This is a genomic window from Nonomuraea sp. NPDC003804, from assembly GCF_040610675.1.
In the GTDB taxonomy this organism is placed as follows: domain Bacteria; phylum Actinomycetota; class Actinomycetes; order Streptosporangiales; family Streptosporangiaceae; genus Nonomuraea.
The window spans coordinates 1-25,600 of sequence record NZ_JBEXMT010000046.1 but is presented as its reverse complement, the minus strand read 5'-3'; the positions used below and the strand labels follow the sequence as shown (position 1 = coordinate 25,600).

26 protein-coding genes and 1 pseudogene are annotated in these 25,600 nt (G+C 69.5%); 15 read left to right on the top strand and 12 right to left on the bottom strand.

Going from position 1 to position 25,600, the window contains the following annotated elements:
- Positions 1–39 precede the first annotated feature (39 nt).
- Positions 40–813 (bottom strand): glycoside hydrolase family 16 protein, encoded by a 774-nt coding sequence (locus ABZX22_RS41300; protein WP_354921433.1) that lies wholly within the window; start codon positions 811–813, stop codon positions 40–42.
- A 381-nt stretch (positions 814–1,194) separates the two neighbouring features.
- Positions 1,195–1,446 (bottom strand): hypothetical protein, encoded by a 252-nt coding sequence (locus ABZX22_RS41295; protein WP_354921430.1) that lies wholly within the window; start codon positions 1,444–1,446, stop codon positions 1,195–1,197.
- Between the two features lie 205 nt (positions 1,447–1,651).
- Here ABZX22_RS41295 and nadE point away from each other — a divergent pair, with 205 nt between their 5' ends.
- Positions 1,652–2,464, top strand: coding sequence for an ammonia-dependent NAD(+) synthetase (gene nadE / locus ABZX22_RS41290; RefSeq protein ID WP_354921561.1), 813 nt, complete (start codon positions 1,652–1,654; stop codon positions 2,462–2,464).
- 49 nt (positions 2,465–2,513) lie between these two features.
- On the opposite strand, the gene ABZX22_RS41285 is transcribed toward nadE, so the two are convergent.
- Positions 2,514–3,068, bottom strand: a complete 555-nt coding sequence (locus tag ABZX22_RS41285) for a YceI family protein (RefSeq protein ID WP_354921428.1) — start codon at positions 3,066–3,068, stop codon at positions 2,514–2,516.
- Positions 3,069–3,195: 127 nt separating this feature from the next.
- The gene (locus ABZX22_RS41280) at positions 3,196–3,531 is read right to left on the bottom strand and encodes a putative quinol monooxygenase (protein ID WP_354921426.1); all 336 of its coding nucleotides are present in this window, start codon (positions 3,529–3,531) and stop codon (positions 3,196–3,198) included.
- A gap of 222 nt (positions 3,532–3,753) precedes the next feature.
- On the opposite strand from ABZX22_RS41280, the gene ABZX22_RS41275 reads away from it, so the two are divergent.
- From ABZX22_RS41275 to ABZX22_RS41265, 3 genes are all read left to right on the top strand, one after another.
- Positions 3,754–4,833 (top strand): dihydrodipicolinate reductase, encoded by a 1,080-nt coding sequence (locus tag ABZX22_RS41275; RefSeq protein WP_354921423.1) that lies wholly within the window; start codon positions 3,754–3,756, stop codon positions 4,831–4,833.
- Positions 4,830–5,336: a carboxymuconolactone decarboxylase family protein gene (locus ABZX22_RS41270; RefSeq protein ID WP_354921420.1), complete on the top strand. Its 507-nt coding sequence runs from the start codon at positions 4,830–4,832 to the stop codon at positions 5,334–5,336. The genes ABZX22_RS41275 and ABZX22_RS41270 overlap by 4 nt, the downstream gene beginning before the upstream one ends.
- A 72-nt stretch (positions 5,337–5,408) precedes the next feature.
- Positions 5,409–7,037, top strand: a complete 1,629-nt coding sequence (locus ABZX22_RS41265) for a GMC oxidoreductase (protein ID WP_354921417.1) — start codon at positions 5,409–5,411, stop codon at positions 7,035–7,037.
- 276 nt (positions 7,038–7,313) lie between these two features.
- Here the strand turns inward: ABZX22_RS41265 and ABZX22_RS41260 are convergent, their stop codons facing one another.
- Entirely contained in the window at positions 7,314–8,018 is a 705-nt protein-coding gene (locus tag ABZX22_RS41260; protein ID WP_354921414.1) for a ubiquinone/menaquinone biosynthesis methyltransferase, read from the bottom strand.
- Positions 8,019–8,285: 267 nt separating this feature from the next.
- A complete protein-coding gene (locus tag ABZX22_RS41255) occupies positions 8,286–8,996 on the bottom strand; it encodes a TetR/AcrR family transcriptional regulator (RefSeq protein WP_354921411.1) in 711 nt (236 codons plus the stop codon).
- Positions 8,997–9,192: 196 nt separating this feature from the next.
- Here ABZX22_RS41255 and ABZX22_RS41250 point away from each other — a divergent pair, with 196 nt between their 5' ends.
- On the top strand, positions 9,193–9,525 hold the full coding sequence (locus tag ABZX22_RS41250) for a nuclear transport factor 2 family protein (protein WP_354921408.1): 333 nt from the start codon (positions 9,193–9,195) through the stop codon (positions 9,523–9,525).
- A 166-nt stretch (positions 9,526–9,691) separates the two neighbouring features.
- On the top strand, positions 9,692–10,585 hold the full coding sequence (locus ABZX22_RS41245) for an NAD(P)-binding domain-containing protein (protein WP_354921405.1): 894 nt from the start codon (positions 9,692–9,694) through the stop codon (positions 10,583–10,585).
- A 70-nt stretch (positions 10,586–10,655) separates the two neighbouring features.
- Here ABZX22_RS41245 and ABZX22_RS41240 read toward each other — a convergent pair whose 3' ends face one another.
- The gene (locus ABZX22_RS41240; protein WP_354921402.1) at positions 10,656–12,083 is read right to left on the bottom strand and encodes an MFS transporter; all 1,428 of its coding nucleotides are present in this window, start codon (positions 12,081–12,083) and stop codon (positions 10,656–10,658) included.
- Positions 12,084–12,109: 26 nt separating this feature from the next.
- Positions 12,110–12,781 carry an NAD(P)H:quinone oxidoreductase gene (gene wrbA / locus ABZX22_RS41235; protein WP_354921399.1) on the bottom strand — a complete coding sequence of 224 codons (672 nt, stop codon included), beginning with the start codon at positions 12,779–12,781 and terminating at the stop codon, positions 12,110–12,112.
- 77 nt (positions 12,782–12,858) lie between these two features.
- Here wrbA and ABZX22_RS41230 point away from each other — a divergent pair, with 77 nt between their 5' ends.
- Together ABZX22_RS41230 and ABZX22_RS41225 are read left to right on the top strand one after the other, a co-directional pair.
- Positions 12,859–13,794, top strand: a complete 936-nt coding sequence (locus tag ABZX22_RS41230) for a nitroreductase/quinone reductase family protein (protein WP_354921396.1) — start codon at positions 12,859–12,861, stop codon at positions 13,792–13,794.
- 508 nt (positions 13,795–14,302) lie between these two features.
- Complete coding sequence (locus ABZX22_RS41225) at positions 14,303–16,225, top strand: hypothetical protein (protein WP_354921393.1); 1,923 nt, start codon at positions 14,303–14,305, stop codon at positions 16,223–16,225.
- A gap of 125 nt (positions 16,226–16,350) precedes the next feature.
- Here the strand turns inward: ABZX22_RS41225 and ABZX22_RS41220 are convergent, their stop codons facing one another.
- The 4 genes and pseudogenes from ABZX22_RS41220 to ABZX22_RS41205 all read right to left on the bottom strand — a co-directional run bounded on the left by ABZX22_RS41220 (position 16,351) and on the right by ABZX22_RS41205 (position 20,923).
- Entirely contained in the window at positions 16,351–17,367 is a 1,017-nt protein-coding gene (locus ABZX22_RS41220) for a zinc-binding alcohol dehydrogenase family protein (RefSeq protein WP_354921390.1), read from the bottom strand.
- Between the two features lie 395 nt (positions 17,368–17,762).
- A complete protein-coding gene (locus ABZX22_RS41215; RefSeq protein WP_354921387.1) occupies positions 17,763–19,148 on the bottom strand; it encodes a S41 family peptidase in 1,386 nt (461 codons plus the stop codon).
- Positions 19,149–19,281: 133 nt separating this feature from the next.
- Positions 19,282–20,508 (bottom strand): sigma-70 family RNA polymerase sigma factor, encoded by a 1,227-nt coding sequence (locus ABZX22_RS41210; protein ID WP_354921384.1) that lies wholly within the window; start codon positions 20,506–20,508, stop codon positions 19,282–19,284.
- Positions 20,508–20,923 (bottom strand): annotated as a pseudogene (locus ABZX22_RS41205) (YciI family protein). The gene ABZX22_RS41210 and the pseudogene ABZX22_RS41205 overlap by 1 nt, the downstream one beginning before the upstream one ends.
- Before the next feature lie 530 nt (positions 20,924–21,453).
- Between ABZX22_RS41205 and ABZX22_RS41200 the strand changes: the two are divergent.
- The 7 genes from ABZX22_RS41200 (at position 21,454) to ABZX22_RS41170 (ending at position 25,362) form a co-directional block, all read left to right on the top strand.
- Positions 21,454–21,780 carry a PadR family transcriptional regulator gene (locus tag ABZX22_RS41200; RefSeq protein WP_354921381.1) on the top strand — a complete coding sequence of 109 codons (327 nt, stop codon included), beginning with the start codon at positions 21,454–21,456 and terminating at the stop codon, positions 21,778–21,780.
- Positions 21,777–22,133: a DUF1048 domain-containing protein gene (locus ABZX22_RS41195; RefSeq protein WP_354921378.1), complete on the top strand. Its 357-nt coding sequence runs from the start codon at positions 21,777–21,779 to the stop codon at positions 22,131–22,133. Before ABZX22_RS41200 ends, ABZX22_RS41195 begins: the two co-directional genes overlap by 4 nt.
- 1 nt (position 22,134) lies before the next feature.
- Positions 22,135–22,461, top strand: a complete 327-nt coding sequence (locus ABZX22_RS41190; protein WP_354921375.1) for a DUF1048 domain-containing protein — start codon at positions 22,135–22,137, stop codon at positions 22,459–22,461.
- Positions 22,462–23,081: 620 nt separating this feature from the next.
- On the top strand, positions 23,082–23,417 hold the full coding sequence (locus ABZX22_RS41185; RefSeq protein WP_354921372.1) for a PadR family transcriptional regulator: 336 nt from the start codon (positions 23,082–23,084) through the stop codon (positions 23,415–23,417).
- On the top strand, positions 23,414–23,827 hold the full coding sequence (locus ABZX22_RS41180) for a DUF1048 domain-containing protein (RefSeq protein ID WP_354921370.1): 414 nt from the start codon (positions 23,414–23,416) through the stop codon (positions 23,825–23,827). The genes ABZX22_RS41185 and ABZX22_RS41180 overlap by 4 nt, the downstream gene beginning before the upstream one ends.
- Entirely contained in the window at positions 23,827–24,591 is a 765-nt protein-coding gene (locus tag ABZX22_RS41175; protein ID WP_354921367.1) for an ATP-binding cassette domain-containing protein, read from the top strand. The genes ABZX22_RS41180 and ABZX22_RS41175 overlap by 1 nt, the downstream gene beginning before the upstream one ends.
- A 9-nt stretch (positions 24,592–24,600) precedes the next feature.
- On the top strand, positions 24,601–25,362 hold the full coding sequence (locus ABZX22_RS41170) for an ABC transporter permease (RefSeq protein ID WP_354921365.1): 762 nt from the start codon (positions 24,601–24,603) through the stop codon (positions 25,360–25,362).
- The last annotated feature ends 238 nt before the right edge of the window (positions 25,363–25,600 follow it).

Sequence of the window (25,600 nt, the reverse complement as noted above, 5' to 3'; positions counted from 1 at the left end):
GGCCGGGCCGTCTGGGTCGGGCCGGCGGGGAACGCGTTCCTATCTCTGCCACACGCGGACGTAGTCGACCACCATGCGCCCCGACGACTCCGGCGCGGGCGGCACTCCGGAGTAGACGAAGTTGCTCACCACCAGGTTGGCCGGTCCAGGAGGGGTGCCCTCGGCGTGACACACGTGCTGCCCGTCGACGTAGAAGTCCGTCCCTGACTCGTGGATGTCGGCCCCGTAGACGTGCATGCCGGCGCTCGGATCGAAGGCGGGCCGGTGGGTGCACCCATGGTCTTCGCCCCAGTGCCAGGAGTGGTACAGCTGCTGGTGGTTGTCGGAGAAGTACTCGAAGACGTCCGTCTCGGTTCGATGTCCGTTGTCGGACGCCTGCCAGGTCCAGAACGACGGCCAGAATCCCGGAGACTGGGGAAGCATCGCCCTGATCTCCATGTACCCGAACCGGAAGGCGTAGCCCCCGGGCCCGGTGGAGGTGATCAGGCAACTGGACCACCTGTACCGGTGCCCCGACTGGGATCGGATCTTGGCGGGCTCGGCCGTGATCGTCAGTGCCCCGTCGCCCACCGAGCAGTTCTCGGGCCGGTCGAACTCCATCTGCTTGCTGTCGGGATTTCCGGTGCCGTACGGCTCGTCGGACCAGTCGGACTCGGCCGTCGAGCGGAACTGCCACTTCGACCCGTCAACGGAGGATCCATCGAACTCGTCCTGGAACCTGAGGTTCCACCAGCCGCCGGGCCCTACCGGATCGACGTCGCCGGGCCGCGCAAGCGAAGCCGGGACCATGTCCTCGGTAGAACTCATGGTCATGGCCGAAATCACTGCCAAGAATCGTATCAACCACATGGTTCCCGCCTTTCTCAGACAATTCATTGTTTCGCTGCCCAAGAGGGAAACCTGTTTCGACGGTGTCCGGGTGCTCTGTTTGCCGTGTGTACAAGTGTCAGCAAACCTCTTTGGTTTGCAGGTATCGCTCTTTAGTGTCCGATTGGCATCAATGTCTGGCTGGCCGCCGGGGTGGAATTTCGCCCGCTATATGGTGATATAACGGTTAAAGGGGACAATCCCGTGAGAGCGCTGTGTGAGCCGACCACGTGCGGGTATGAAAGCGGACTGTGAACCCCGGGCGCGGACGTCGGGCGAGCTGTGGGATCCGCGGTCCGAGGCCGAAGACGGCTCGCCGGTTCGAGGTTACGCGACGAACCAGAAGAGTCCGGCGAACAGTGCCGGCGGCAGAACACGCCATACGACAGGAGTGCCAGGCACGGCCACCATGACGGCCGAAGGGTAAGCGACTGTTCCGCCCAGGAGAACGGCCAGACCCGTGATATGCGTGCCGAAACTGTGCCCGGTCAGCCGCCACACCACCCCCATGAACATTCCCCCCAAGGCGGCGACCAGCCAGGCCCGGGTTATTTCAAGAAGGCGCAACTCCGCCAGCAAACAGCAGCTCCAGGAATCCGCGGCATGCCGCCCGCCTCTCCCGGAGGAGGACGGCGGCCACCACGTCGCAGGCCTTGAGCAGGTCTTCGCAGCCGTCCTCTAGAGTGCTTCCGTCCCCTGCACGCGCCGGCGGCCCCGGCCGGTGGCGCGTGCCGACCCTGCCCCAGAGCCCGACCCCGGAGCGACCGTGACCGACTTGGCGTCCATGTCCCTGCAGCAGGAGATCGCCCGGGATCTCCAGGTGAGCGCGTCCTTCGACGTACAGCAGGAGATCGAGCGCCGGGTGGCCTTCCTCGCCGACCAGCTGACCTCCACGGGCCTGCGGTCGTTGGTGCTGGGCATCAGCGGCGGTGTGGACTCCACGACCGCGGGCCGGCTGTGCCAGCTCGCGGTCGAGCGGGTGCGTGCCGCCGGGCGGGAGGCGACGTTCTTCGCGATGCGGCTGCCGTACGGCACGCAGGCCGACGAGAAGGACGCGCAGCTGGCGCTGGAGTTCATCCGGCCCGACCGGGTCATGACCGTCGATGTGAAGTCCGCCGGCGACGCCGCCCTGGAGGCGGTGCTGGCCGGCGGCATGGTCTTCCGTGATGCCCACCACCAGGACTTCGTGCACGGCAACATCAAGGCCCGGCAGCGCATGATCGCCCAGTACGCGGTGGCGGGCGCGCACGAAGGCCTGGTCGTCGGCACCGACCACGCCGCCGAGGCGGTCTCCGGCTTCTTCACCAAGTTCGGCGACGGCGCGGCCGACGTGGTTCCGCTCACCGGCCTCACCAAGCGGCGCGTACGGGCCATGGCGCAGGCTCTGGGCGCGCCGCCCGCGCTGGTTCGGAAGACCCCGACCGCTGACCTGGAGACGCTGAACCCGGGCAGGCCCGACGAGGAGGCGCTCGGCGTCACCTACGACGAGATCGACGACCTCCTGGAAGGCAAGCCGGTCGGTGAGGCCGCCTTCGAGGCGATCGTCCGCCGCTACCGGCTCACCGAGCACAAGCGACAGCTGCCGATCGCCCCCTGAGCCGGTCCCTCGTCAGCCGGGTCTCGCGCCGGACGGGGGTCCGGCCAGGTCACTGCTTCGACACGAGGCCGATGTCGAACTGTATGCCCACCTCGTCGCTCACCTTGAGCGCGCCGAGGAAGGCCGAGTAGGGCCGAATCCCCCAGCGGGACTGCACCATGGTCGCCGAGCCGCGAACCCGGTCCTCGGCCAGTGAGCCCTGCAGAGTGACAGGCTGGGTGGCCCCGACGATGGTCAGGTCGCCTTCGACACGGAACGACTCCGCCGTCCCGTTGACCCGTGTCGAGCGGAACGTGATCGTCGGATGGCGCGCGGTGTGCAGGATCTTCTCTCGAATGATCTTCTTGATCTCCTCGCGATCGGAGTTCGTCAGCGGCTTGACGCCGCCGGATCCTTCCTGGACGTCGAGCGACTCGACGTCGGCCTCGACGGTCACGGAGCAGTCGGCCGGGTCGGTGGTGTCGATGGTCGCATCGCCGCGCCAGCGGGTGACCGCGATGGTGAGATCGTGGCCGGCCTTCGCGCCCAGCCCGCTACGCGTCGTCTTGATCAGGAGCCGCCCGGATTCAGGTCCGAACGTGTAGCTACCTGCGGTAATGCTCACCCTGCCAGGCTAGCTCGCGTAGGGCCGGCCCGGCAGGAGCGCCGCGCGGCCGCCGCAGGCGACGAGTGGGACGATCACAGGAACGGAGAGCCGCCGCCTCGGCGGGCGGCCACCCGCGGCCCCGGCGCTAGGCGTCGTCTCGGGAGACGGCCATCTCGCCGAGCAATGACCAGTCCTGCTGATCCAGCTTCGCGTTCACGATCCGCGGCGTCTGCGCCAGGTAGCCGGGCAGCGTCTGCTGAGCCTTCCTGAAATGCTCCGACTGGACGTGCGCGGCGCCCGCGTCGTCGTCACGGAACGCCTCGACCAGGACGTACTCGGCAGGGTCCTCGATGCTGCGCGACCAGTCGAACCACAGGCAGCCGGGCTCGCCCCGGGTCGCCCTGGTGAACTCGTCCACGATCTCGGGCCACCGGTCGGCGTGCTCCGGCCGTACGCGGAACCTCGCGGTGATGAAGATCATTGACACTCGCCCCTTCAGCTGGAAACACACGCACTCAGGGACACGACACTAGCGCCCGCCCGGTCCTGACTCGCGGATGCGGCGGGCACGTCGCGCGGTGACGTCGACCTGCTGGTCTCCTGCCGAGTCGGGAACGGCCTGGTCGACCGCGGGATCTTCATGCTCTGAGGCGGGGCGGAGCGGGCACTATACACCTAACCAAGCGCTTGCTACGCTCCGCCCATGACGCCCACCATCGTCTGGGGCACCGGCAACGTCGGCCGCGCGGCCATCCGCGCCGTCGAGGCCCACCCGGCGCTCAGCCTCGCGGCCGTACTCGTCCACAACCCCGGCAAGGTCGGCCGCGACGCGGGCGAACTCGGCGGCCTCGACCACGCGCTCGGCGTCGCCGCGACCGACGACGTCGAGGCGGTGCTGTCCACCCGCCCGCGCGCCGTGGTCTACGCGGCCTCCGGCGACATCCGCCCCGACGAGGCGCTGGCCGACATCGTCAGGGCGATCAGGGCCGGAGCCGTGGTCGTCACCCCCTCGCTCTACGCGCTCTACGACCAGCGCAACGCCCCGCCGGAACTGCGGGAGCCGGTGCTGGCCGCCATCGCGGACGGCGGAGGCTCGCTGTTCGTCTCCGGCGTCGACCCCGGCTGGGGCAACGACGTGCTGCCCCTGCTGATCAGCGGGCTCGGCACCACGATCGACGCCGTCCGCTGCCAGGAGATCTTCGACTACTCCACCTACGACCAGCCCGACGCGGTCCGGTACATCGTCGGCATGGGCCAGCCGATGGACTACGAGCCGCCGATGATCGCGCCGACGGTGCCGACCATGGTGTGGGGCGGCCAGGTACGGCTGATGGCCAGGGCCCTCGGCGTCGAACTCGACGAGATCCGCGAAACCGTGGACCGGCGCCCGCTCGAGGCCACGGTGGGCACCAGCTCGATGGGCGAGTTCCAGGCCGGCACCCAGGGCGCGGTCCGCTTCGAGGTGCAGGGCGTCGTCGAGGGCGAGCCGCGCATCGTCATCGAGCACGTCACCCGCATCCACCCGTCCTGCGCGCCGGACTGGCCGTCGCCGCCCGACGGTGAGGGGGCGCACCGGGTCGTCATCGAGGGCCGCCCCCGCATCGAGGTCACGGTCGAGGCCACCGACGAGGGCGGCAACCGGTCGGCGGGCGGCAACGCCACCGCGGTCGGCCGGCTGGTGGGCGCCATCGACTGGCTCGTGAACGCGGAACCAGGGCTGTACGACGCGCTCGACGTCCCCCTGCGCCCGGCCGTCGGCAGACTCGGAAGGAAACGGCCATGAGAATCGACATCCCCGACGGCAAGGACGCGATCGAGTACGTGTGGGGCGAGATGGTCCCCGGCATCGGGGTCGCGGCCTCGAACTTCTCGCTGGCCGTCTACGCCCACACGACCCTCGGCCTGCGCGAGTTCGAGGCGGCGCGGCTGCGGATCGCGCAGATCAACGGCTGTGTCTTCTGTCTCGACTGGCGGACCGAGCGGGACGGGGAGAAGGTCGAGGCGGAGTTCGCCGACGCGGTGGCCCAGTGGCGTACCACCGACGCCTTCGACGATCGCACCCGGTTGGCCGCCGAGTACGCCGAGCGGTACGCGCTGGATCACCACGGCCTGGACGAGGAGTTCTGGACAAGGATGACCGCGCATTACAGCCAGCTCGAGATCGTGGAGTTGAGCATGAGCATCGGCTCGTGGCTGGCGTTCGGCCGGCTCAACCGGGTGCTGGGCCTCGACACCGTGTGCAGGCTGCCCAGCGGCGCGTCGCCCCGCGCCGTACGTCCCTCTTGACCCGACAGCAGTGACTCCAGGCGCGACGAGATATGGACCGTTTTCTCGTTTTGCGAGAGTGAGGAGCACCGCATGAGGAGCAGACCCCCGACCACCACCGGCATCTCGCGTCGCGGCTTCATCGCCGGAACCGGATCCCTGCTGGGAGCCGCCGCCCTCGGCGGCCACGCCACCGCGGCCCGCGCGGCCGCCGTTCCCGCCCCGATCGCCTCGGGCGCGCACGTGCCCGCCCTGGTGATCGGCACCGGGTACGGCGGCGCCGTCGCCGCTCTCCGCCTCGCCCAGGCGGGCGTCGACGTCCACATGATCGAGATGGGCATGGCCTGGGACACCCCCGGCTCCGACGGCAAGATCTTCTGCAACACGCTTCAGCCCGACTACCGCTCCTACTGGCTGCGCACCAGGACCAAGGCGCCGCTCAACTACTTCCTGGGCTTCCCGATCGACAGGGACATCCCCCGCTACACCGGGATCCTGGACGCCGAGGACTTCAGCGGCATCACGGTCTACCAGGGACGCGGCGTCGGCGGCGGTTCCCTGGTCAACGGCGGCATGGCCGTCACTCCCCGGCGCGAGAACTTCGGCGCGGTCCTCCCGTCGGTGAACGCCGACGAGATGTACGACGTCTACTACCCGCGCGCCAACGCCGGACTCGGGGTCGGCACCGTGGATCCGGCCTGGTTCGAGGACACCCCCTACTACCAGTACGCCCGCGTCGGCCGCAAGCACGCCCAGCGGTCCGGCTTCCCGTTCGTCTTCGTGCCCGACGTGTACGACTGGGACTACATGGAACAGGAGGCCGCCGGTACGGTCACCAAGTCCGCGCTGGCCGGCGAGATCCTCTACGGCAACAACCACGGCAAGAAGTCGCTGCAGCGGACCTACCTCGCCCAGGCCAACGCCACGGGCAGGGTCGCCATCTCGGCGCTGCACAAGGTCACCTCGGTCGCCCCCGCCTCCGGCGGCGGCTACACGGTCGTCATCGAGCAGATCGACACCGGCGGTGAGACCACGGCCACCAAGACCGTGACCGCGGACCGGGTGTTCTTCGCCGCCGGCAGCGTCGGCACCAGCAAGCTGCTGGTCAAGCTGAAGGCCACCGGCGCGCTGCCCGGCCTGAACGACGAGGTCGGCAAGGGCTGGGGCGACAACGGCAACGTCATGTGCGGCCGCGCCAACCATCTGTGGGACCCGACCGGCAAGCTCCAGTCGACCATCCCCTGCAGCGGCATCGACAACTGGGCCGCCGGAGGCGCCTTCGCCGAGGTGGCGCCGCTGCCCACCGGAATCGAGACCTACGCCTCCTTCTACCTGTCGATCACCAAGAACCCGAACCGTGCCCAGTTCACCTGGAACGCCGCGACCGGCACGGTGGACCTGAACTGGCAGACCGCCTGGAAGCAGCCATCGATCGCCATGGCCAAGACGATCTTCGACAAGATCAACGCGAAGGAGGGGACGATCTACCGGACCGACCTGTTCGGCATCTACAAGATCTGGGGCGACCACCTCACCTACCACCCGCTCGGCGGCGTGGTGCTGAACAAGGCCACCGACAACTACGGCCGCCTCGCGGGCTACCCCGGCCTGTACGTCATCGACGGCTCGCTGATCCCCGGCAACACCACCGTCAACCCGTTCGTCACCATCACGGCGCTGGCCGAACGCAACATCGACAAGATCATCGCCGCCGACCTGTGACGCGTGCGCAGCCGGCCACGGGCGCGTGTGGCCGGCCCTCTCCCCGTCACCGCCCGCCCGCCAGCAGCGCCCGGCCGGCAGCGCCCGCCCAGCAGCGCCTGCCGGCAGTCGGTCCAGCCGGCGCTCCTCGTTCAGCGGGCCGCCCGGCCCGGCCGACGTCCAGCGGACCCGCCCCTGGTGGCCCCGCAGGCCGCGGTGTGACCCCCATGCCTGTCCGGACCAAGGACCATCTCGGCCGGCCCGATCGAGCGGAAGAACGGCGAGACCCTCCGGCGGCTACTGTTTCCGGGCCGAGATGATCATCTGGGTGCCGAAGAACTTCTTCTTCCACGCGATGGAGGCGAACCCGACTCGGCGAAGGATCGCGACGACCTGTTGCGGAGTCATGAACCCGAGTGTGGATTCCTGTAGGTATGCGTATGACTCGCGATCGCGGGCGATCATCTGGCCGAGCAGGGGGATCAGAACACGAACACCCAGAGTCACCGGGTAACGGAGTGGTCCTCGTGGCGGGCAGGTCTCCAGAATGACGACCCGGCCTCCGGGTTTGAGCACCCGGTACTGCTCTTCGAGCACGCGCTCGACATCCGCGACATTGCGGAGGAGGTAGCCATGCGTGACGGCGTCGAAGGACTCGTCGCCGAAGGGCAGATCGTTCGCATCCGCGTGCTGCCACCTGATGGCCGAGGCCCCCGGTTTGCGTGCGGCTTCCGTCAGCATCCGCTCGGAGAAATCGACGGCATGGATGGTCGCGTTCGGATACTTCTGCAGTGCGGCAAGAGCGATGACGCCGGTTCCGGTGGCGACATCGAGCACGCTTCCACCTGAAGGGACCTTCGTACTCACTGCGACGTCACGACACCAGGCGGCATGTCGCCCCAGCGTCATGAGGCGATTCATCCGGTCGTAGTAGTCCGTGATCCTGTTGAACGTTCGCTGGACCTCTTGGCCCTTGGACGGCGGCAGATCAGGCGATGGCATCTGTGCGCGGCTCCTCAGTCACCCTGCCACTCTGCCGGGGCCGTCGCCGGCCGTCCTCCCCCGTACGGGGGAGGACCTACCTCGCAGGGGGGATCACCTGGCGAGCGCGGTGGACGTCCCGTCCCGCTCACTCGTGACGGCCGCACGACTTCCGCATGTGTGAGGAGTTCGGCGGACGCCGGCCCGGGCGGCGAGATGAGACCCGGTGAGGCGATCGTGCTCAGGAGGGTGAGGCCGGCGGCGGTCGGCGCCGATGGTGGGCTGCGGTCAGGACACGAGGCCGAGCGAGGCGATGAGGTCGTGCATCTCGTCGCGGTGGACAGCGGCCGGGTCGTGGATGGCGGTGCGGAGGTGCCCGTAGATCTCCAGGGCCATGAGCCCGTGCATGCGGCCCCACACCCTCAGCGTCATCGCGATGCCTGCCGGCGGCAGGTCCGGAAAGTCCTTCCGGACATGGGCTACCAGCTCCGGGTCGAAATCCGCCCAGTCGTAGGCGCCCTCCTCGGGTTGGCGCGCCTGGACCGTCGGCCAGGCGGCGGCGACGAGGCCGACCAGTCCGCTGCAGGCGCGCGCCTCGGCTTGCCTGCCGGGGCCGTCGTCGGGCGGACGGTAGCCGGGCACGGGGTCGCCGTAGATCAGCCGGAAACCCTCGGGGTTGGCCAGCGCCCACTCGCGCATGGCTTGGGCCCAGGCCAGGATCCGGCCGCCCGGATCGGTCTCCGGCACCGCGTCGCGGGCGGCCTCGGCGGCGTCGACCGCCGAGGTGTAGACGTCGCCGATGAGCGTCGTGATCAGATCATCGCGGGTGGCGAAGTAGCTGTAGATCGCGCCGGCCGTCATGCCCATCTCGCGGGCGATCGCGCGTAGCGAGATGGCGTCCGGGCCGCCGTCCGCCATGAGCTTCATGGCGATCGCCTTGATCTCGGCGCTGGTCTGGGCACGTAGCCGGTCGCGGCGGCTCATCGTCTGGTCGCTCACGCTTGACAGTCTACTGGGTTGGATTAATCTACGTCGTGCGGCAAATTGAACGCCGTGTAGAAACCAGACGGCATGTAGAGCAAGGTGACCCGAGAAGGACCCCGTCACGGCCGTTCTCGACCGTCGTCTGTGGCCTGATCGTCCTCGGGCCCACCCCGCAACCACAGCAAACGTCCACGTCGGAAGGAGCCAGCTGGTGAGCGCCATCGATGTGATCCGCACCTACCTCGACATCTGGAACGAGCCGGACGCCGCCACCCGGATGACACTGATGAAGTCCGTCCTCACCGAGGACTCGCTCTACGCCGACCCCAACAACGCGGGCCTGCGTGGGCACGCCGAACTGTCCGAGGAGATCGGCCGTGCCCGGGAGAAGCTCGGCGACCTGAGGTTCACCCTCGACACCGTGGTCGGCGCCCACCACGACCGCGCGCTGTTCAGCTGGAAACTCGGCACGGTCGCCACCGGCTACGACGTCGTCGAGTTCGCCGGTGGCCGCATCCGCAGCATCGTCGGGTTCTTCACATGAGGCGGCCCCGGTACGGCTGGACCGCCGCTCGGCCGCCTCGCCGCGACGACCGCGCGCCCAACCGGTCCGAGGACCACGTCACCGACAGGTCCGGCCGAGCCGTCCGGACGGCCACGGCGACCACACCCGTCGCGGCGGACGCCGCATGAGACACGCAGGAGCACACATGTCCCCCCGTTCCGCCGCACAAGCGCCGGTCACCGTCGTCGGCCTCGGACTGATGGGCCACGCGCTGGCCGAGGCCTTCCTGAAGAACGGTCACCCGACCACCGTCTGGAACCGCTCGGCGGACAAGGCTGACGATCTCGTCGCCAGGGGCGCCACCCTGTCCGGCTCGGTCAAGAGCGCGGTCGAGGCGAGCCCACTCGTCGTCGTCTGCGTCTCGGACTACGACGCCGTGCACCAGTTGCTGGACCCGGTCGGCGGCTCGCTCGCCGGCCGTACCCTCGTCAACCTGACCACGGCCAGTTCCACCCAGGCGCGCGAAACCGCCGCGTGGGCGGCCGAGAACGACAGCGCCTACCTCGACGGGGCGATCCTCGGCCTTCCCCAGGCCATCGGCACCGCCGAGGCCACGCTGTTGTACTCCGGCTCGAAGGCCGCCTTCGAGGAGCACCAGGCCACCCTGCAGGCGCTCGGCGAGACCGGGACCGTCTACCTCGATGAGGACCACGGCCTGTCTGCCCTGTACGACATGTCCGTCCTGAGCATCATGTGGGGGGTCCTGAACGGCTTCTTGCAGGGTGCCGCGCTGCTGGGCACCGCGAACGTCAAGGCGACGACTTTCGCGGCCCTGGCCAACACCGCGATCAAGGTGACGACCGACTACGTTTCCGCGTACGCGCAGCAGATCGACGAGGGCGGCTACCCGGCCACCGACGCCACCGTCGCCGTCCACATGGGCGGGATGGAGCACCTGATCCAGGAGACCGAGGCGCTCGGCGTCAACTCCGAGTTGCCGAATCTCTTCCTGGCACTGGCCGAACGTGCGGCAGCCGACGGTCACGCCGACGACGGTTACGCGGCGCTGATCGAACAGTTCCGCAAGCCCTCCGTCTGACTTCCTCCTCACGACCGCACCGCGGTGGTGCCGGCGAGCCGGTACCACGCGGGTGAGGCGTCGCCGGCGGTCAGCTGCGCCGGTGCCGCGGCAGCAGCAAGCTGACCACCGCGATGGCCAGGCCGAGCCCGGCCGCCATGAGGAAGACCAGGTCGTAGCCGGCGGCGAGGGCGGCGGCCGGCGAGCTCGCGTCGGTCTCCGACGCGGCTCGGGTGCCGGCGACCGTCGCGAGCACCGCCAGGCCGATCGACCCGCCTACCTGGCTGGCGGTGTTGGCCAGGCCGCCGATGATCCCCGCGTCGCCCTCGGGAACGTCGGCGGTCGCCGCGGCCATGAGGGTGGGGAAGGTCAGCCCGATGCCGACCGCGATGAGCAGCGTGGGCCCGAGCACGCCGGTGACGTAGCCGCTGTCGGCGTTGGCCAGGGAGAACCAGCCGAACCCGGTCAGGAAACAGGCGCTGCCGGCCAGCACCAGCGGGCGCACGCCGGTTCGCGGCAGCAGGGCGGCGGCCCATCGCGCGATCACCATGAACGTCACCGCCGCGGGTGTCTGCCCGAGCCCGGCTTGAAGCGCGCTGAAGCCGAGGACGTTCTGCAGGAAGAGCGAGGAAAAGTACCACATCGCGATGGCGATTCCGCCGAACAGCAGGAGCATGCCGTTGCCGACGGCCACTCCCCGGATCTTGAACAGTCGCAGGGGCACCATGGGCCGGCCGGCGAGACGCGCCTCCACCACGGTGAAGACGACGAGCAGGACCAGGCCCGCCCCCACTGGCCCGACGACCAGCGGGGAGGTCCAGCCGTGATCGGCGCTCTGCATGACCCCGTAGATGAGCGCGGCCAGCCCCGCCGTCCCCGTGAGCGCGCCGGCCAGGTCGAGCGGTTCGCGCCGGCCGGTTCGCATGCCGGCCAGCGACATCGCGGCCACGCCGATCAGCACCGCGCCGATCGGCACGTTGATGAGGAAGACCCACCGCCACGACAGTCCGGTTGTGATGGCGCCGCCCGCGACCGCGCCGGCCATCCCGCCCACACCGCCCGAGGCGGACCATGCGCCGAACGCCTTGGCCCGCGCGTGCGGCTCGGTGAAGGTGGTGTTGATCACGGCCAGTGTCGCCGGGGCCATCATGGCGGCTCCCACGCCCTGGACGACGCGGGCCGCCACCAGGATCTCCGGAGTGGTCGCCAGGCCGCCGGCCAGACTCGAGGCGGAGAACAGCAACAGCCCGATGATCAGTATGCGGCGCGGGCCGAACAGGTCGGCGGCGCGGCCACCCAGCAACATGAAGCCGGCGAAAGTGAGCAGGTAGCCGTTGACCACCCAGGCCAGGCCGGTGGGCGTGAAGCCGAGTTCCTCGCGGATCGAGGGCAGGGCGACGTTGACGATGGACGCGTCCAGGATGACCATGAACTGGCAGGCGCATGCCAGCGACAGGATCAACCAGGCGAGGCCGGCGTGCGACCTGGCCCGCTGAGATGCGGTGCTGGTGCTTGTCATGACTTCCTCCTTGCCGATCCCGCCGCTCACGCGGTCCGGGAGGCTGCCGCGGCCAGGGGTGCGGGGGCGTTGCCGTCGGCATCGGTGACGCGGCCGTCCTCCTGCAGCCGGATGGTGATCTGGGCCAACCGCCGTCCCTGGTACCTGGCCGCTTCGAGCGCCGCGGCGTCCGGGCCGTCTCCGGTCGGGCCGGTCACGTACGACGTGCCGTAGGGGTTGCCGCCGGCGGCGTACACGACCGGATCGGTGAAGCCGGGCGGGACGATGAGCGCACCCCAGTGGTAGAACACGTTGCCCAGCGACAAGATCGTGGCCTCGCTGCCGCCGTGCCGGTTGAACGCCGAGGTGAAGGCCGTCACCGGCTTGTCGGCCAGTTTTCCTTCCCGCCACAGCCCGCCGGCCTGGTCGATGAACTGCTTCAGCTGCGCGGCCGGCGCGCCGAACCGGGTCGGCGTCCCGAACGCGAACGCGTCGGCCCACGCCAGGTCCTCGACCGAGGCCTGGGTGATCGACGCGGCGGCGTCGGCGTGCTGCCGCCACAGCGGGTTCTGTTCGATCGCGCTGTCGGGCGCCAGCTCGGCGACCCGCCGCAGCCGCACCTCGGCTCCGGCCGAGGCAGCGCCCTCGGCGACGGCCTGCGCGAGTGCGTGCACAGTGCCTGTCGCGCTGTAGTAGATGACGGCGACCTTCACGGACATGTCGGCTCCCTCGATGTCGCATAGGATTAGTTATGCGGATAATGTTATCTGCATAACTAATCTGTCAAGGAGAGCCCATGGACTTCGAGCAAGCCGACACCCTCAACCAGGCCATCCGCCTGCTGAGCCTGCGCCACCGGGCCAGGGCCGCCGCGCTGCTGGCCCCGCTCGGCCTGCACCCCGGCCAGGAGGCGCTCCTTCTCGAACTCGACCGGACCGGCCCGATGATCCAGGCGCAGCTCAGCGAGGCGCTCGGCTGCGAGCCGCCCAGCGTCACGCTCATGACGCGCAAGCTCGAAGCCGCCGGCCACATCCGCCGCGTACCCGCCCCCTCCGACAAGCGCGCCAGCATCGTCGAACTCACCGACAGCGGCAAGGCGCTGGCCGGCCAGGTCAAGCAGCTGTGGTGCGCTCTGGCGGAGGAGACCGTGGCCGGCCTGCCCGTCCAAACGGTGGCAGACCTGCCCGGCATCCTCAGGACCTTGACCGGCAACGTGGACACCAGGCCGCCGGCACGGTCCGGTCGCGAGGTCGCGACCAGGCGCGTTGCTCGGAGCATGACGTTGACCGGCGACTATGAGCCGAGCTCGTCGGCGTGGGTCCGCGAGCACGTCGAGCAGATCATGCGCACCGGCACGACCGACGGCGTCACCATCCGTGGCCTGCCCACCGTGCTGATGACCTATCGAGGCGCCAAGACCGGCAAGGTCCGCAAGACGCCGCTGATGCGTGTCGAGCACGAGGGGCGCTACGCGGCCGTCGCGTCCAAGGGCGGCGCGCCGGCCAACCCGCAGTGGTACGCGAGCCTGGTCGTCGAGCCGGTCGTCGAGCTCCAGGACGGCACGGCGACCGGGGAGTACCGGGCGCGCGAGGTGTTCGGCGAGGAGAAGGCCCAATGGTGGCGCCGGGCGGTGGCCGCGTACCCGGACTATGCCGACTACCAGCGCAAGACCGACCGCCAGATCCCGGTATTCGTCCTCGAACCGGTCAGCGGGGATCACGCCGGCCGGTGACGACACCCAGAGCTGGTGTGGTGAGTCGTTGCATTCGCGTGTAGGAGCCGGCGATGGATCCGAGGATCCGGTAGGCGGCCTTGCCCCAGGCGCCCGACCTCGCCTACGGACTCACGGGCCGGCATGAGCGAGCTCTTGATGTCTGCCGATGTCGGCATGCAGGTGTTGCGATCAATACGCCAGAGATCCTTGACACCTGGGTGATCCCCGGAATGCGCTGCACGCAGGGGGCGCGCGAGGTGCCCGGCCTGCCCGGCTGGACGTACGGGGCTCGGTGAAGGGATCTCGACATGGCTTCGCCGGCGGTGTACGGCTGCCGGCGAAGCTGTGAGCTTTCTGGGAGTCCCGCCGATCACGCTGCGCCACCCTTGACGCGAGATACGCAACCTGACTTGATCTTGTCTTTCTCGAACTAACGAACGCCAAGGAGTGGACCGCGTTGTCATCGCGACGACTTGACCGCAACCCATCATCGGCCGACCGGCCAGCCTCCCGATTAGCTCACCGATTGCGCGCACTCGGAACCATCCTGGTCACAGCAGCCGGACTGCTCATAGCCCACCCCACCGCCGCCACGGCCGCCGACTCCACGACCGACCTCGGCGTGTCCTCCGACAGGAGCGACGTGGCCGCGACCGACGACAGGCTCTTCATCTCCGCCAAGGACCGCGTCATCGTCGCAGACCACCAAGCACGGCTCACCGGCGCCGTCACGGACCTGCCGAGCGTGGCCGACCTCGCCCTGACAGCTGACGGCACCCGCCTCTACGCGGCGTTGCGGGATTCGCACCAGATCGCTGAGATCGACACCGGCTCCCTCACCGTCACTCGCCGGATCGCCCTGAACGAGTATCCCTGCCCGTCACACCTCGCCCTGCTGGGCACCCAGCTCTACGTCGGGTACGGCTGCAACCCCGACTGGTCGGCCGGCGTGGTCGGCTTCGACGTGTCGGCGGCGGAGCCGGAGTTCGCCCGGCTGCCGCTGCAGCTGTACCAGGCGCCGCTGGTGGCCGCCGCAGGACAGAAGCTGATCGTCGGCGAAACCGTGACCAGTCCCGGAGACATCTACGTCTACGATCTGACCGACACCGGCCCCACCCTGCGCGGCGCCATCAGCGGCAGCACACATCGCCTGTTCAACCTGCAGGACATCGCGATCAGTGCAGACGGCTCAACGGTGTACTCGGCCTTCGGCGCGCCGTACCGGTTCGACGCCTGGGACACCACCGACCTGACCCTCGTCCGCAGCTACGGCGCGGACTCGACGTTCACCGGCTATCCGACGGCGGTCACGGTCAGCGCGGACGGCCGTCACGTGATTGGCGGACGGACGTCGGGAAAGCCCGTCGTGATGTACGACAGGGCCGGCGGCGAGCAGACCTTCGCGTACGAGAACCTCGCCTCCGACCTGGTCGCAGGCAGCCTGGCCTACTCCGGCGGAACCGTCTTCGGCGTCCTGAGCGACCTGTCCGACCGGCTCCACCTGGTACGGCTGCCCGATGTCACTCTTCCCGGATCGACCGTCACTTTGACGGCGCCCGCCACGGGAACCGCCCTCAAGCCGCTCACCCTGTCCGGCACGCTCACCCTGCCGGACGGATCGGCGCCCGGCGAGCAGCCGCTGGTGCTGATCCGCTGGACGTCGGACGGTGCCCGGACCCCCATCCCGGGCGTGACGACCGCCGCGGACGGGACGTACTCGGTCAACGACACCCCGCCGATCGGCGGCCAGATCAGGTACGACGTGCTCTGGAACGGCAACGCGGACTACCGATGGAGCAGGGCGTGGCGAGACGTCCTGGTGTCCAAGGTCTCGTCCCTGATCAGCCTGACGCCTTCGGCCCCGGCGATCGCTCTCGAACCGCTCACCTTGACAGGCACACTCGCGCTGGCCAACGGAGCCGACCCGGGCGAGCAACAACTGGAAGTGACCCGGCTGATGCCGGACGGCACGCGCGAGACCCTCCCCAGGGCGACGACCGCCGCGGACGGCACTTTCACGATCATCGACATCCCGCCGATCGGCGGGAACACCCGGTACGACGTGCGCTGGAGCGGCAACCTGACCTACGGGCCGGCCACAGGCTTGCGGACCGTCGCCGTGGCCAAGCGCCAGACCACGTTCACCCTGTCCGGACCTGACACGGGGATCACTGGCAAGCAGCTCGAGTTCAGCGGCGCGCTGGACGGTGCCGGCCGGCTTCCCGCGGCCGGCACCGTGATCACGGTGACCCGTACCGTCTCCAACCGCAACGGCACCTCCACGACCACGCTGCCGTCGCTGACGCTGTCCGCCGACGGGACGTTCGGCTTCGCCGACACGCCCGCCGAGGGCGGCGACCACACCTACACCTTCAAATATGCCGGTGACAGCGTGTTCCTGGCCGCGCAGGGCACCCACGCGGTCACGGTCCGAGGCGTACTGGGTTAAGCCGCGCCACTGGGCGACCCAGGGCATGCAGGTCATCCCCGCCGCCCGGGTCGCCTTGCGCTTCTCAGCATTTCTCGTAGGTGGCACATGTTGTCCACCCTCCGGTCGTGCCGCCCGGAGGGCGACTACGCGCCGACCTGGAGGACGGCGGCGCCGGTCACCCGATCGGCCGCCAGGTCCGACAGGGCGCGGTCGGCCTCGTCGAGCCCGTAGAGGACAGTGGTGACGCGCAGCGGATGCCGGCTGGCGAACTCCAGCAGGGCGCGCCCGTCCTCGCGGGTGTTGGCGGTGACGCTGCGCAGCGTGCGCTCCTGGAACAGGTGGTCCTGGTAGACCAGCGGCGGGATGTCGGACAGGTGGATCCCGGCGACGGCCAGGGTGCCGCCGCGGTCCAGAGCCGCCAGCGCCACGGGCACCAGATCACCGACCGGGGCGAACAGGATGGCGGCGTCCAGCGGCTCCGGGGGAGCGGCGTAGGCGGGACCCGCCGAGGTGGCGCCGAGCTCCAGGGCGAGCCGCCGGGCCGACTCCGCGCGGGTCATCACGTGCACCGTGGCCCCCTGGGCGAGGGCGACCTGCGTGGTGAGGTGGGCGGAGGCGCCGAAGCCGTACACGCCGAGCCGCCCGCCGGGCGGCAGTTCGGCCCGTAGCAGCGCCCGGTAGCCGATGATGCCCGCGCACAGCAGCGGCGCGAGCGCGTCGGCGGGCTGGTCGCCGGGCAGCGGGTAGACGAAGTCCTGCGGGGCGACCAGGTACTCGGCGTAGCCGCCGTCGGCGTCCCAGCCGGTGTAGCGGGAGAACGGGCACAGGTTCTCCGCGCCGCGCGCGCAGTAGCGGCACGTGCCGCAGGTGGCCCGCAGCCACGCGACGCCCACGCGCGTGCCGTCGGCGAGCCGGTCGGCGCCCGGCCCGCGGCCGGCGACCCGGCCGACCACCTCGTGCCCTGGGACCGTCCCGGGGCGGCGCGGCGGCAGGTCGCCTTCAGCCAGGTGCAGGTCGGTACGGCAGACGGCGCACACCTCGACCCGGATGAGCACCTCGCCCGCGGCCGGCTCGGGCACGGGCAGGCGTACCTTCTCCAGCGGCGCTGTCGCCATGGGGCCTGGACGCCGCACCACCCAGGCCGTCATCGTGCCGTCCATCTCCCCATGGTCACACGCGGCCGCCGCCGTTCACCCCTCGATTCGCCCGGCTCTTGCCGTACTGAGCTCGGCGCCGCGATGGTCGGCGCGGCGACGGCTGCGCCGGCGGGTTGACCGGCGGGGCGCTCGGCTGGCGGGGGTACGGGTCGGCGGTGCTGTTCGGGGATGCGGCGCCGCCAGCGCTCCCAGGCGGACTGGCGGCTGATCCGAGCGGCCTCGTCGAGCTGCGTGAGAATCATCTAGCGTCCGACGGCACGTATGGGTGTCACGGTAGAACGCCTGTCGCCGGGAGACGGCGAGAACCTCCCCCAGCGAGGGGACGAGGTGGCGATCGCGAACCGGCGAAGTGACGACCCTGTCTTCGGCCCCGGTCGCGGGGCCTGCCCTGGGCGGCTCTACAGAAGCTCAAGGGCCTTGGCCACGCCCGGGTCGCGCCCGGCGGCCAGGTCGAGGGCGGTCATGGGGGCGTGGTGGTCGACCGGCACGCCGATCGTGTCGATGATCTCGCGGGCGGGCCCGAGGTGCCTGCTCCTGGGCAGGAGCAGGACGCTGCCGTCGTCGAGAAGGTACCCCTCGGCCGGACCTGAGACGGCTCCGGCGGTGCGGGTCCCGACGAGGGTGCCCAGTCCGTTGTCCTTGACGGCTGCGCTGAAGTCCTCGCAGGCCGAGGCGCAGGCGCGGTCGGTGAGGACGATCAGGCGCAGGCCCAGAAGCGGCACGGTGTCGTCGGTCCGGTTCGGGACGCAGTCGCCCTTGAGCGAGCAGAAGTAGCTGGTGACCTTGCCGTGCGCGAACGCGCTGAGCAGCCGCGTCACCTCCCGAGGTGACCCGCCGCCGTTGCCACGCAGATCGAGGACCACGGCCTTCGGCTTGTCCGGCAGCTTGGCGATGACCTGGTCGGCGGCGCCTTCGAAGAATCCGGGCAGGTGGACGTAGGTGACACCGCCGGGCAGCGGCCTGGACGTCACCGATGGGGGTTGTGGCGTGATGGGGCCCTGCCTGACTTCGACGGTGCGGGTCCGTCCCGTCGTGGGGCGCCTGAGCGTGAGCCGTACCGTGCTGGAGGTGAAGGCGTCGGTGATGCCCTGGTTCGGGGTGTCACCGACGAACGCCGGCACGCCGTTGGCCTTGACCACGATGTCGCCGGGCCTGATGCCGGCCTTGGCGGCGGGGCTGCCGGGCAGCACGCGGGTGATGTACAGCGGCGGCCGGGCGGCGGGGTCGAGCCGCGGTCCCTGCAGGGCCGACAGGCCCACGATGCCCGTTCCTGCCGGCCCGCCCGGCGGCGGCGGGGCCGGCCTGATCCAGCGGGCGTGGTTGTCGTGCAGGCCGGCGACCATGCCGGTGATCGCGGCGCGTAGCGCGGCGGGCTCGCCCGTGCCGAGCACCTTGGCGACGGCGTCCCAGTCGGTGTCGCGGTTGCCTGTCAGGGCGGGCAGCCGGAGGTCCGCCCGGTCGGCGCCGTGCCGCATCAGGTCCTGGGTGTAGGCGGCGAAGGCGCTCTTCAGCAGCGCCTTCGGATCCATGGCCGGGCCGCTGTAGTAGTTGTCCAGCACGCAGAAGTAGGCCTGCCGGAGCGTGTTCACCGACGTCGGCGGCGCCGGCTCCGGTGGTGGTGCGGTGATGGCGGCGCAGCCGGCGGCCGGCGTGGACGTCGGCGCCGGCCGGGCGACCGGGACCGGCAGGGCCAGTCGGGCGACCGGAGGCGGCGGGGCGGCCGGGGCCGGCGCGGACATCGAGCAGGCCGTCAGCAGGACGGCGGAGCAAAGGGCTCTGATCATGAGCCCAAGGTGGCCGAAGGCGGGTTACGCCGCGGTGAACGGAACGGTTAACGCCGCTGTAACCGGGTCGCGGGTATGAAGGGCGGCACGCATCCGGGGCGTGCTTGAGGGCCGGCTGGCCGAGCTGGAGAAGTCAGCTCAGCGCGGCCGCCTTGCGCAGCAGCACCGAGCGTTCGCGCTGGTTGGCGCACAGCCGGGCCGCCAGCTCCAGCTCGGCGCGCGCTTCCGGTCGCCGTCCGAGTCGGGCCAGCAGCTCACCGCGTACGGTCGGGATCAGATGTGAACCGGGGAGCCGGTCCGAGGCGATCAGCTCGTCCACGATGGTCAGGGCTTGCGCCGGGCCCGAGGCCATGGCGACGGCGACGGCCCGGTTGAGCTCGACCACCGGCGAGGGCGCGACCCGGCCGAGTGCCTCGTAGAGCACCACGATCCGGTCCCAGTCGGTCGCCTCGACCGAGGGCGCCGACGCGTGGGTGGCGGCGATCGCGGCCTGCAGGCCGTAGGGGCCGAGGCCGCGAGTCGATGCCTTGGCCAGCGCGACCAGCCCACGGCGGATCGCCGAGAAGTCCCACCGCCGCCGGTCCTGCTCGTCGAGCAGGACCGGCGAACCGTCCGGGCCGGTCCGGGCCGGGAAACGCGCGGCCGTCAGCTCGCACAACGCCAGCAGGCCGTGCACCTCCGGCTCGTCCGGCTGAAGCGCGGCCAGCGTGCGGGCCAGCCGGATCGCCTCGTACGCGACGTCGGGGCGCAGCAGCCGGTCGCCCGACGTGGCCGTCGACCCCTCTGTGAAGATCACGTAGAGGACGCTGAGCACGCCGCCCAGCCGCTCCCGGCGCTCGGCGGCCGGCGGCAGCTCGAACGGCACCCCGGCCGCCGCGATCGTCTTCTTGCCCCGGGTGATGCGGGCCTGCACGGTCGGCACGGGTACGAGGAACGCGCGGGCGATCTCCTCGCTGGACAGGCCGCCGACCACGCGCAGGGTCAGCGCCACCCGGGCCTCGGGGGAGAGCACCGGGTGGCAGCTGACGAACATCAGCGCCAGCACGTCGTCATCGATCTTGTCGGGATCGGCTTCTTCGTCAACCGCCGAGTCGACCGCCAAGTCGGCCGCCAGCAGGGCGTATCGGTCCTGGAGGGCGGTCCGGCGGCGGATCGCGTCGATCGCCCGCCGCCGGGCCGTGGCCATCAGCCAGCCGGCCGGATTCGCCGGAGAGGCGAGCGGCCACGACACCAGCGCCTCGGCCACCGCCTCCTGGGCCGCGTCCTCGGCCAGCCCGAAATCGCCGGTGAACCGGGTCAGCGCGGCGACGATCCGTGCCGACTCGATCCGCCAGACGGCCTCGACATCGGCCGTACCCATCAGATCTGTCCGTTGCTCTCGCGACCGGCCCGGTCCTTGATGATCACTCGCCGACCTGCGGTACCTCGTCGCTCCCGGGCACCCGCCGGACCTCGATCTTGGATCCGGGGGCTGCCGGGACCCGCTTGGCCCACTCGACCGCCTCCTGCTTCGAGGCGACGTCGAGCAGGAAGAAGCCCCCGAACAGTTCCTTGGTCTCGCCGTACGGCCCGTCCGTGACCACCGGGGCCTCGCCGCTGAAGTCGACCACGACGCCCTGGGCCGGATCGTCCAGCCCTTCCGCCGCGAGGAGAACGCCGGCCTTGACCATCCCCTCGATGAACTGGCGGGTCGTGGCCATCATCTCGTCGATGTCGGCCATCATGGCCGCGTTCGACTCGTCGGTGCCCCGCATGATCAGCAGGTACTTCGGCATCGCGTTCTCCTCGTCCGGCGGGGCCGCCTCTCGGCCCTCGCACCCACACGTCGAACGAGCGGCCCGCGGATCGACACGGTCCCGGAGAAATCTCTCGCCGCGACGCGGCGGATCCCTCCGATCCGCGTTTCGCCAGTCAGAGCGGCCCCTGAGCGATGGCTGACGCGGACGCCCTGCTGATCGGAAAGCTTATTCGGCGCATCTTTGGAAGGGACCCGGGCAACGTGGGGCGCCACGATGGCGTGCTCCGGAGGTGACGATGGCCGGCACGCCGAGTGCTCCTTGCCCGGACCTCGATGGTTTGCGGCCGGCGGCGACCAGGTCGAAGTAGCAGCGGTAAAGGCCGGTCAGACCATGGCAGTCAACGAAGGAGTCGACGTCGCCGGGCCAAGTGGTGATGTCGAGCATCCAATCGCGGGCCGATGATTCGAATCCCTGCGGCCGCTCGCTGGACATTGGCCCACTACTCTGTGGTACTGTATAGTGGTACTCGGTACTACAAAGTACCAGGAGACCGAAGAGGACCCACGATGGACGACCTGACGGAGATGCTGAAGGGCACGCTTGAGGGCTGCGTGCTGGAAATCATCGGCAGCGAGGAGACCTACGGGTACGCCATCACGCGTCGGCTGAACGAACTCGGCTTCACCGACGTCGTCGAGGGGACGGTGTACACCATCTTGCTGCGGCTGGAGAAGAACGGGCTCGTCCAGGTGACGAAACGACCCTCCGGGATGGGCCCGCCACGCAAGTTCTACGCGCTCAACGACGCGGGGCGCGAAGAGCTCGCGAGGTTCTGGGCGAAATGGAAGTACGTCTCCTCGCGGATCGACAAGCTCAAGGAGGGCGGCAGATGAACTTCTGGGAGACCATGACAGGCAGCGATCTCACCAGGGAATGGAAGGCGTTCGAAGCCCGGGCCGCGGCATTGCCGGCCGACTACCGGGCGGCGTGGGAGAAGATCAAGGGTCACCTCTTTCCCTACGCGGACTTCACCGGCCGCAACCTGATGCCGATTCTCGACAATGCTCTGGGGCTGCTCGAAGAGACAGCCTCCGATGGGCAGAGCGTTCACGAGGTGCTGGGTGACGACATCGAGGGCTTCTGCGCGGCGCTGGCCGGCGGAGAAGGGGCTCGGAGCCATCGCGACCGGTGGCGCGAGCAGTTGAACAGGAACGTCGCAAGGAAACTGGGCCGGCTGGGAGGCTGACGTGGGCATCCAGGACATCATCGAGGGCAAGAAGCAGTGGCGGGCGCACACGGTCCGGGTCAAGGCGCTCCCGCCGGACTACCAGATCGTCTACAAGGAGATTCAGAGGTACCTCTTCAAGGTCGGACCGATCGACTTGCCTGACGGGTCCCTGCTCTCAGGGATCGTCGATTTCTTCGAGGAGGGCGTCGCGGCCGGCAAGGGAGTCCTGGAACTCATCGGCAACGACGTCGCTGCCTTCTGCGAGGGCCTGGTCAAGGACTCGCGCACCTACGCGGACATCTATCAGGAGTCCATCAGCGGGCAACCCGGCACGGCCGGGAAGTAACACCCGTCGCCGACCAAGGCGCCGGCGGGCGCTGGGCTGTGCAGCAGAGCGGTAGGACCGGGCAACTGCTGAAGCCGGGCCTTGGTCGGCGCCGGAGGGGCGATCGTGCAGCTCGAGCGGCCCGATGGCCACTTGTGCGTCTTCTGCGAGTAGGCGCCGTTCCGTTGGGCGGACCCCAGGGGGTGCTGGGGGCGCTTGAACATCCTCCCGAGGCCGCGCCTGCCGTAGCAGAGCGCGGTGAACGGGACCCCGATCCGCGAAGACGTCGGGGGGATCCTCCGAACCCCCCTCGGGAGGCGTGCCAGGCCGGCGGATGTCCCGGCGGTGAGAGGCCTGCTGCGGTGCCGTGTCAGCACGGCAACGGCCTCGTGTCAGCGCTTTCGGTGATGGTGGACGCCATGAACCGTTCAGTGATTGCGCACTCGTGGTCGCGGGCGCTCCCGCCTCGTGCGCGACGATCGAACTCTCCGGTGGGCCGACGGAGCCCGTCTTGGCCTGAGGGATGACGGACTCGCTCCACGCTTCTTGCTCTCAGCTATTCGGTATTGCTAGGTACCAGTAGTAAGTGTTACTTTGTACCGGTAGTCAGTATCACGAAGTAGCCGGAAGGGGGGTGTCCCATGGGCAAGCTCGTGACGGAGATGCTCAAGGGAACGCCGGAGGGCATCGTCCTGGCGACCCTGTCCGGCCGGCCCGCGTACGGCTACGAGATCACGGCGTGGCTGCGAGAGCAGGGCTTCTCCGGCATCGCCGAGGGCACCATCTACGCGCTGCTGGTCAGGATCGAGCAGCGCGGCCTGGTCGAGGTGGAGAAGGTCCCGTCGGAGAAGGGGCCGCCACGCAAGGTGTACTCCCTCAACGCTCAGGGACGGGAGTACCTCGAAGAGTTCCGGCGGACCTGGAGCTTCCTGGCCGACCGGCTCGAACAGCTCCACGAGGGAGGCAAGCAGACATGACGACAGGACCACACGAGCCGAAGAGCCGCTACCTGCAGTACCTGGAGATCGTCACCGGATCGCTGGAGGAGAAGAAGCGCTACCGGCAGTACAAGGCACGCATCAAGCAGCTTCCCGAGAACTACCGCATCGCGGTCGAAGCGCTGGAGCGGTACCTGATGCACTTCGGGCCGGCCGACGGCGCCGGTGCGATGGCGATGTACGACGACCTTGCCGAGCTGTTCGAGCAGGGCGCGGCGGACGGCACCCCGATCCGCGACATCTTCGGCGCGGACCCGGTGGAGTTCGTCGAGGCGTTCATGGCCAACTACCCCCTCGGCCAGTACAGGACCCGGGAGCGCAACCGCTTCACCAGCGCCATCGAGCGCGCCGCCGGCGAGAACACCACGACAAAGGACAGGACGGACTGATGACGACACAGCAAGCTGCGGCGATCCAGGTGCAGGGCCTGGAGAAGGCGTACAAGGAGCTGCGGGTGCTGCGCGGCGTGGACTTCACCGTGGCGCGGGGCAGCATCTTCGCCCTGCTCGGCTCCAATGGGGCGGGCAAGACCACGGCCGTGAAGATCCTGTCCACGCTGCTCAAGGCCGACGCGGGGACGGCACGGGTGAACGGCTTCGACGTCGCCACGCAGGCCGCCGACGTACGCGAATCGATCAGCCTCACGGGGCAGTTCGCCGCCGTTGACGAGATCCTCAGCGGGCGGGAGAACCTCGTGCTGGTCGCCCGGCTGCGGCATCTCAAGGATCCGGGCACGATCGCGGATGAGCTGCTCGCCCGCTTCTCGCTCACCGACGCGGGCGGACGGAAGGTCGCGACGTACTCCGGCGGCATGCGCCGCCGCCTGGACATCGCGATGAGCCTCATCGGGAACCCGCCGGTCATCTTCCTCGACGAGCCGACCACCGGCCTCGACCCGCAGGCCCGCATCGAGGTCTGGCAGGCCGTCAAGGAACTCGCCGGCCGCGGCACAACGGTGCTGCTCACCACGCAGTACCTGGACGAGGCCGAACAGCTCGCCGACCGGATCGCGATCCTGCACGAGGGCCGGATCATCGTCAACGGCACCCTGGCCGAGCTCAAGCAACTGCTCCCGCCCGCCAAGGTCGAATACGTCGAAAAGCAGCCGACCCTCGAGGACGTCTTCCTCACCCTCGTCGGCACGAAGGCATAAGGAACAACGATGAGCAAGCATTTCCTCACCGACACCGCCGTCCTGCTGGGACGGTCCCTGCGCCACATCACCCGCAGCCCGGACACCATCATCACGACCGCGATCATGCCGATCGCCATGATGCTGATGTTCGTCTACGTGTTCGGCGGCGCGATCAGGACAGGGTCGGATTCGTATGTGAATTACATGCTGCCCGGCATCCTGCTCATTACGGTCGCCTCGGGCATCGCCTACACCGCGTACCGGCTGTTCATGGACATGAAGGGCGGTATCTTCGAGCGCTTCCAGTCCATGCCGACCGCGCGGTCGTCCGTGCTGTGGGCGCACGTGCTGACCTCGCTGGTCGCCAATCTGATCTCGCTCGTGGTCGTGATGCTCGTGGCCCTGCTCATGGGCTTCCGCTCCTCGGCGGGAGTGCTGGCGTGGCTGTCGGTGGCGGGCATCCTGATCCTGTTCACCCTGGCGTTGACCTGGATCGCCGTCATCCCCGGCCTGTCCGCCAAGACCATGGAAGGCGCGAGCGCGTTCTCCTACCCGCTCATCTTCCTGCCGTTCCTCAGCTCGGCCTTCGTGCCCACCGGCACCATGCCCGGCCCGGTGCGCATCTTCGCCGAGAACCAGCCGGTGACCTCCATCGTCAACGCCATCCGCGCCCTGTTCACCCAGCAGCCGGTCGGCACCGACATCTGGATCGCCCTGGCCTGGTGCGTCGGCATCCTCATCGTCGCGTACGGCTTCGCCATGAACACCTACCGCCGCAAGATCTCCTAGGGCGTATCGATCGGCATGTCCTGATCCCGATCAGCGTGGCGGACAGGCTCGGCTTCCATTCCCTGCACGCATCCTTCGAGCTCCAAAAGACACGTGATATCGCGAGCCCCCCGAGAGGAATGACCATGGAACACACCGTCACAACGCTGCCGACCTCGCGTCAGCCCGGCTGCCCCTTCGACCCGCCCAAGGAGCTGATCGAGGCGCGCGAGCACGGTCCGATCAGCCGCTTCCCCTT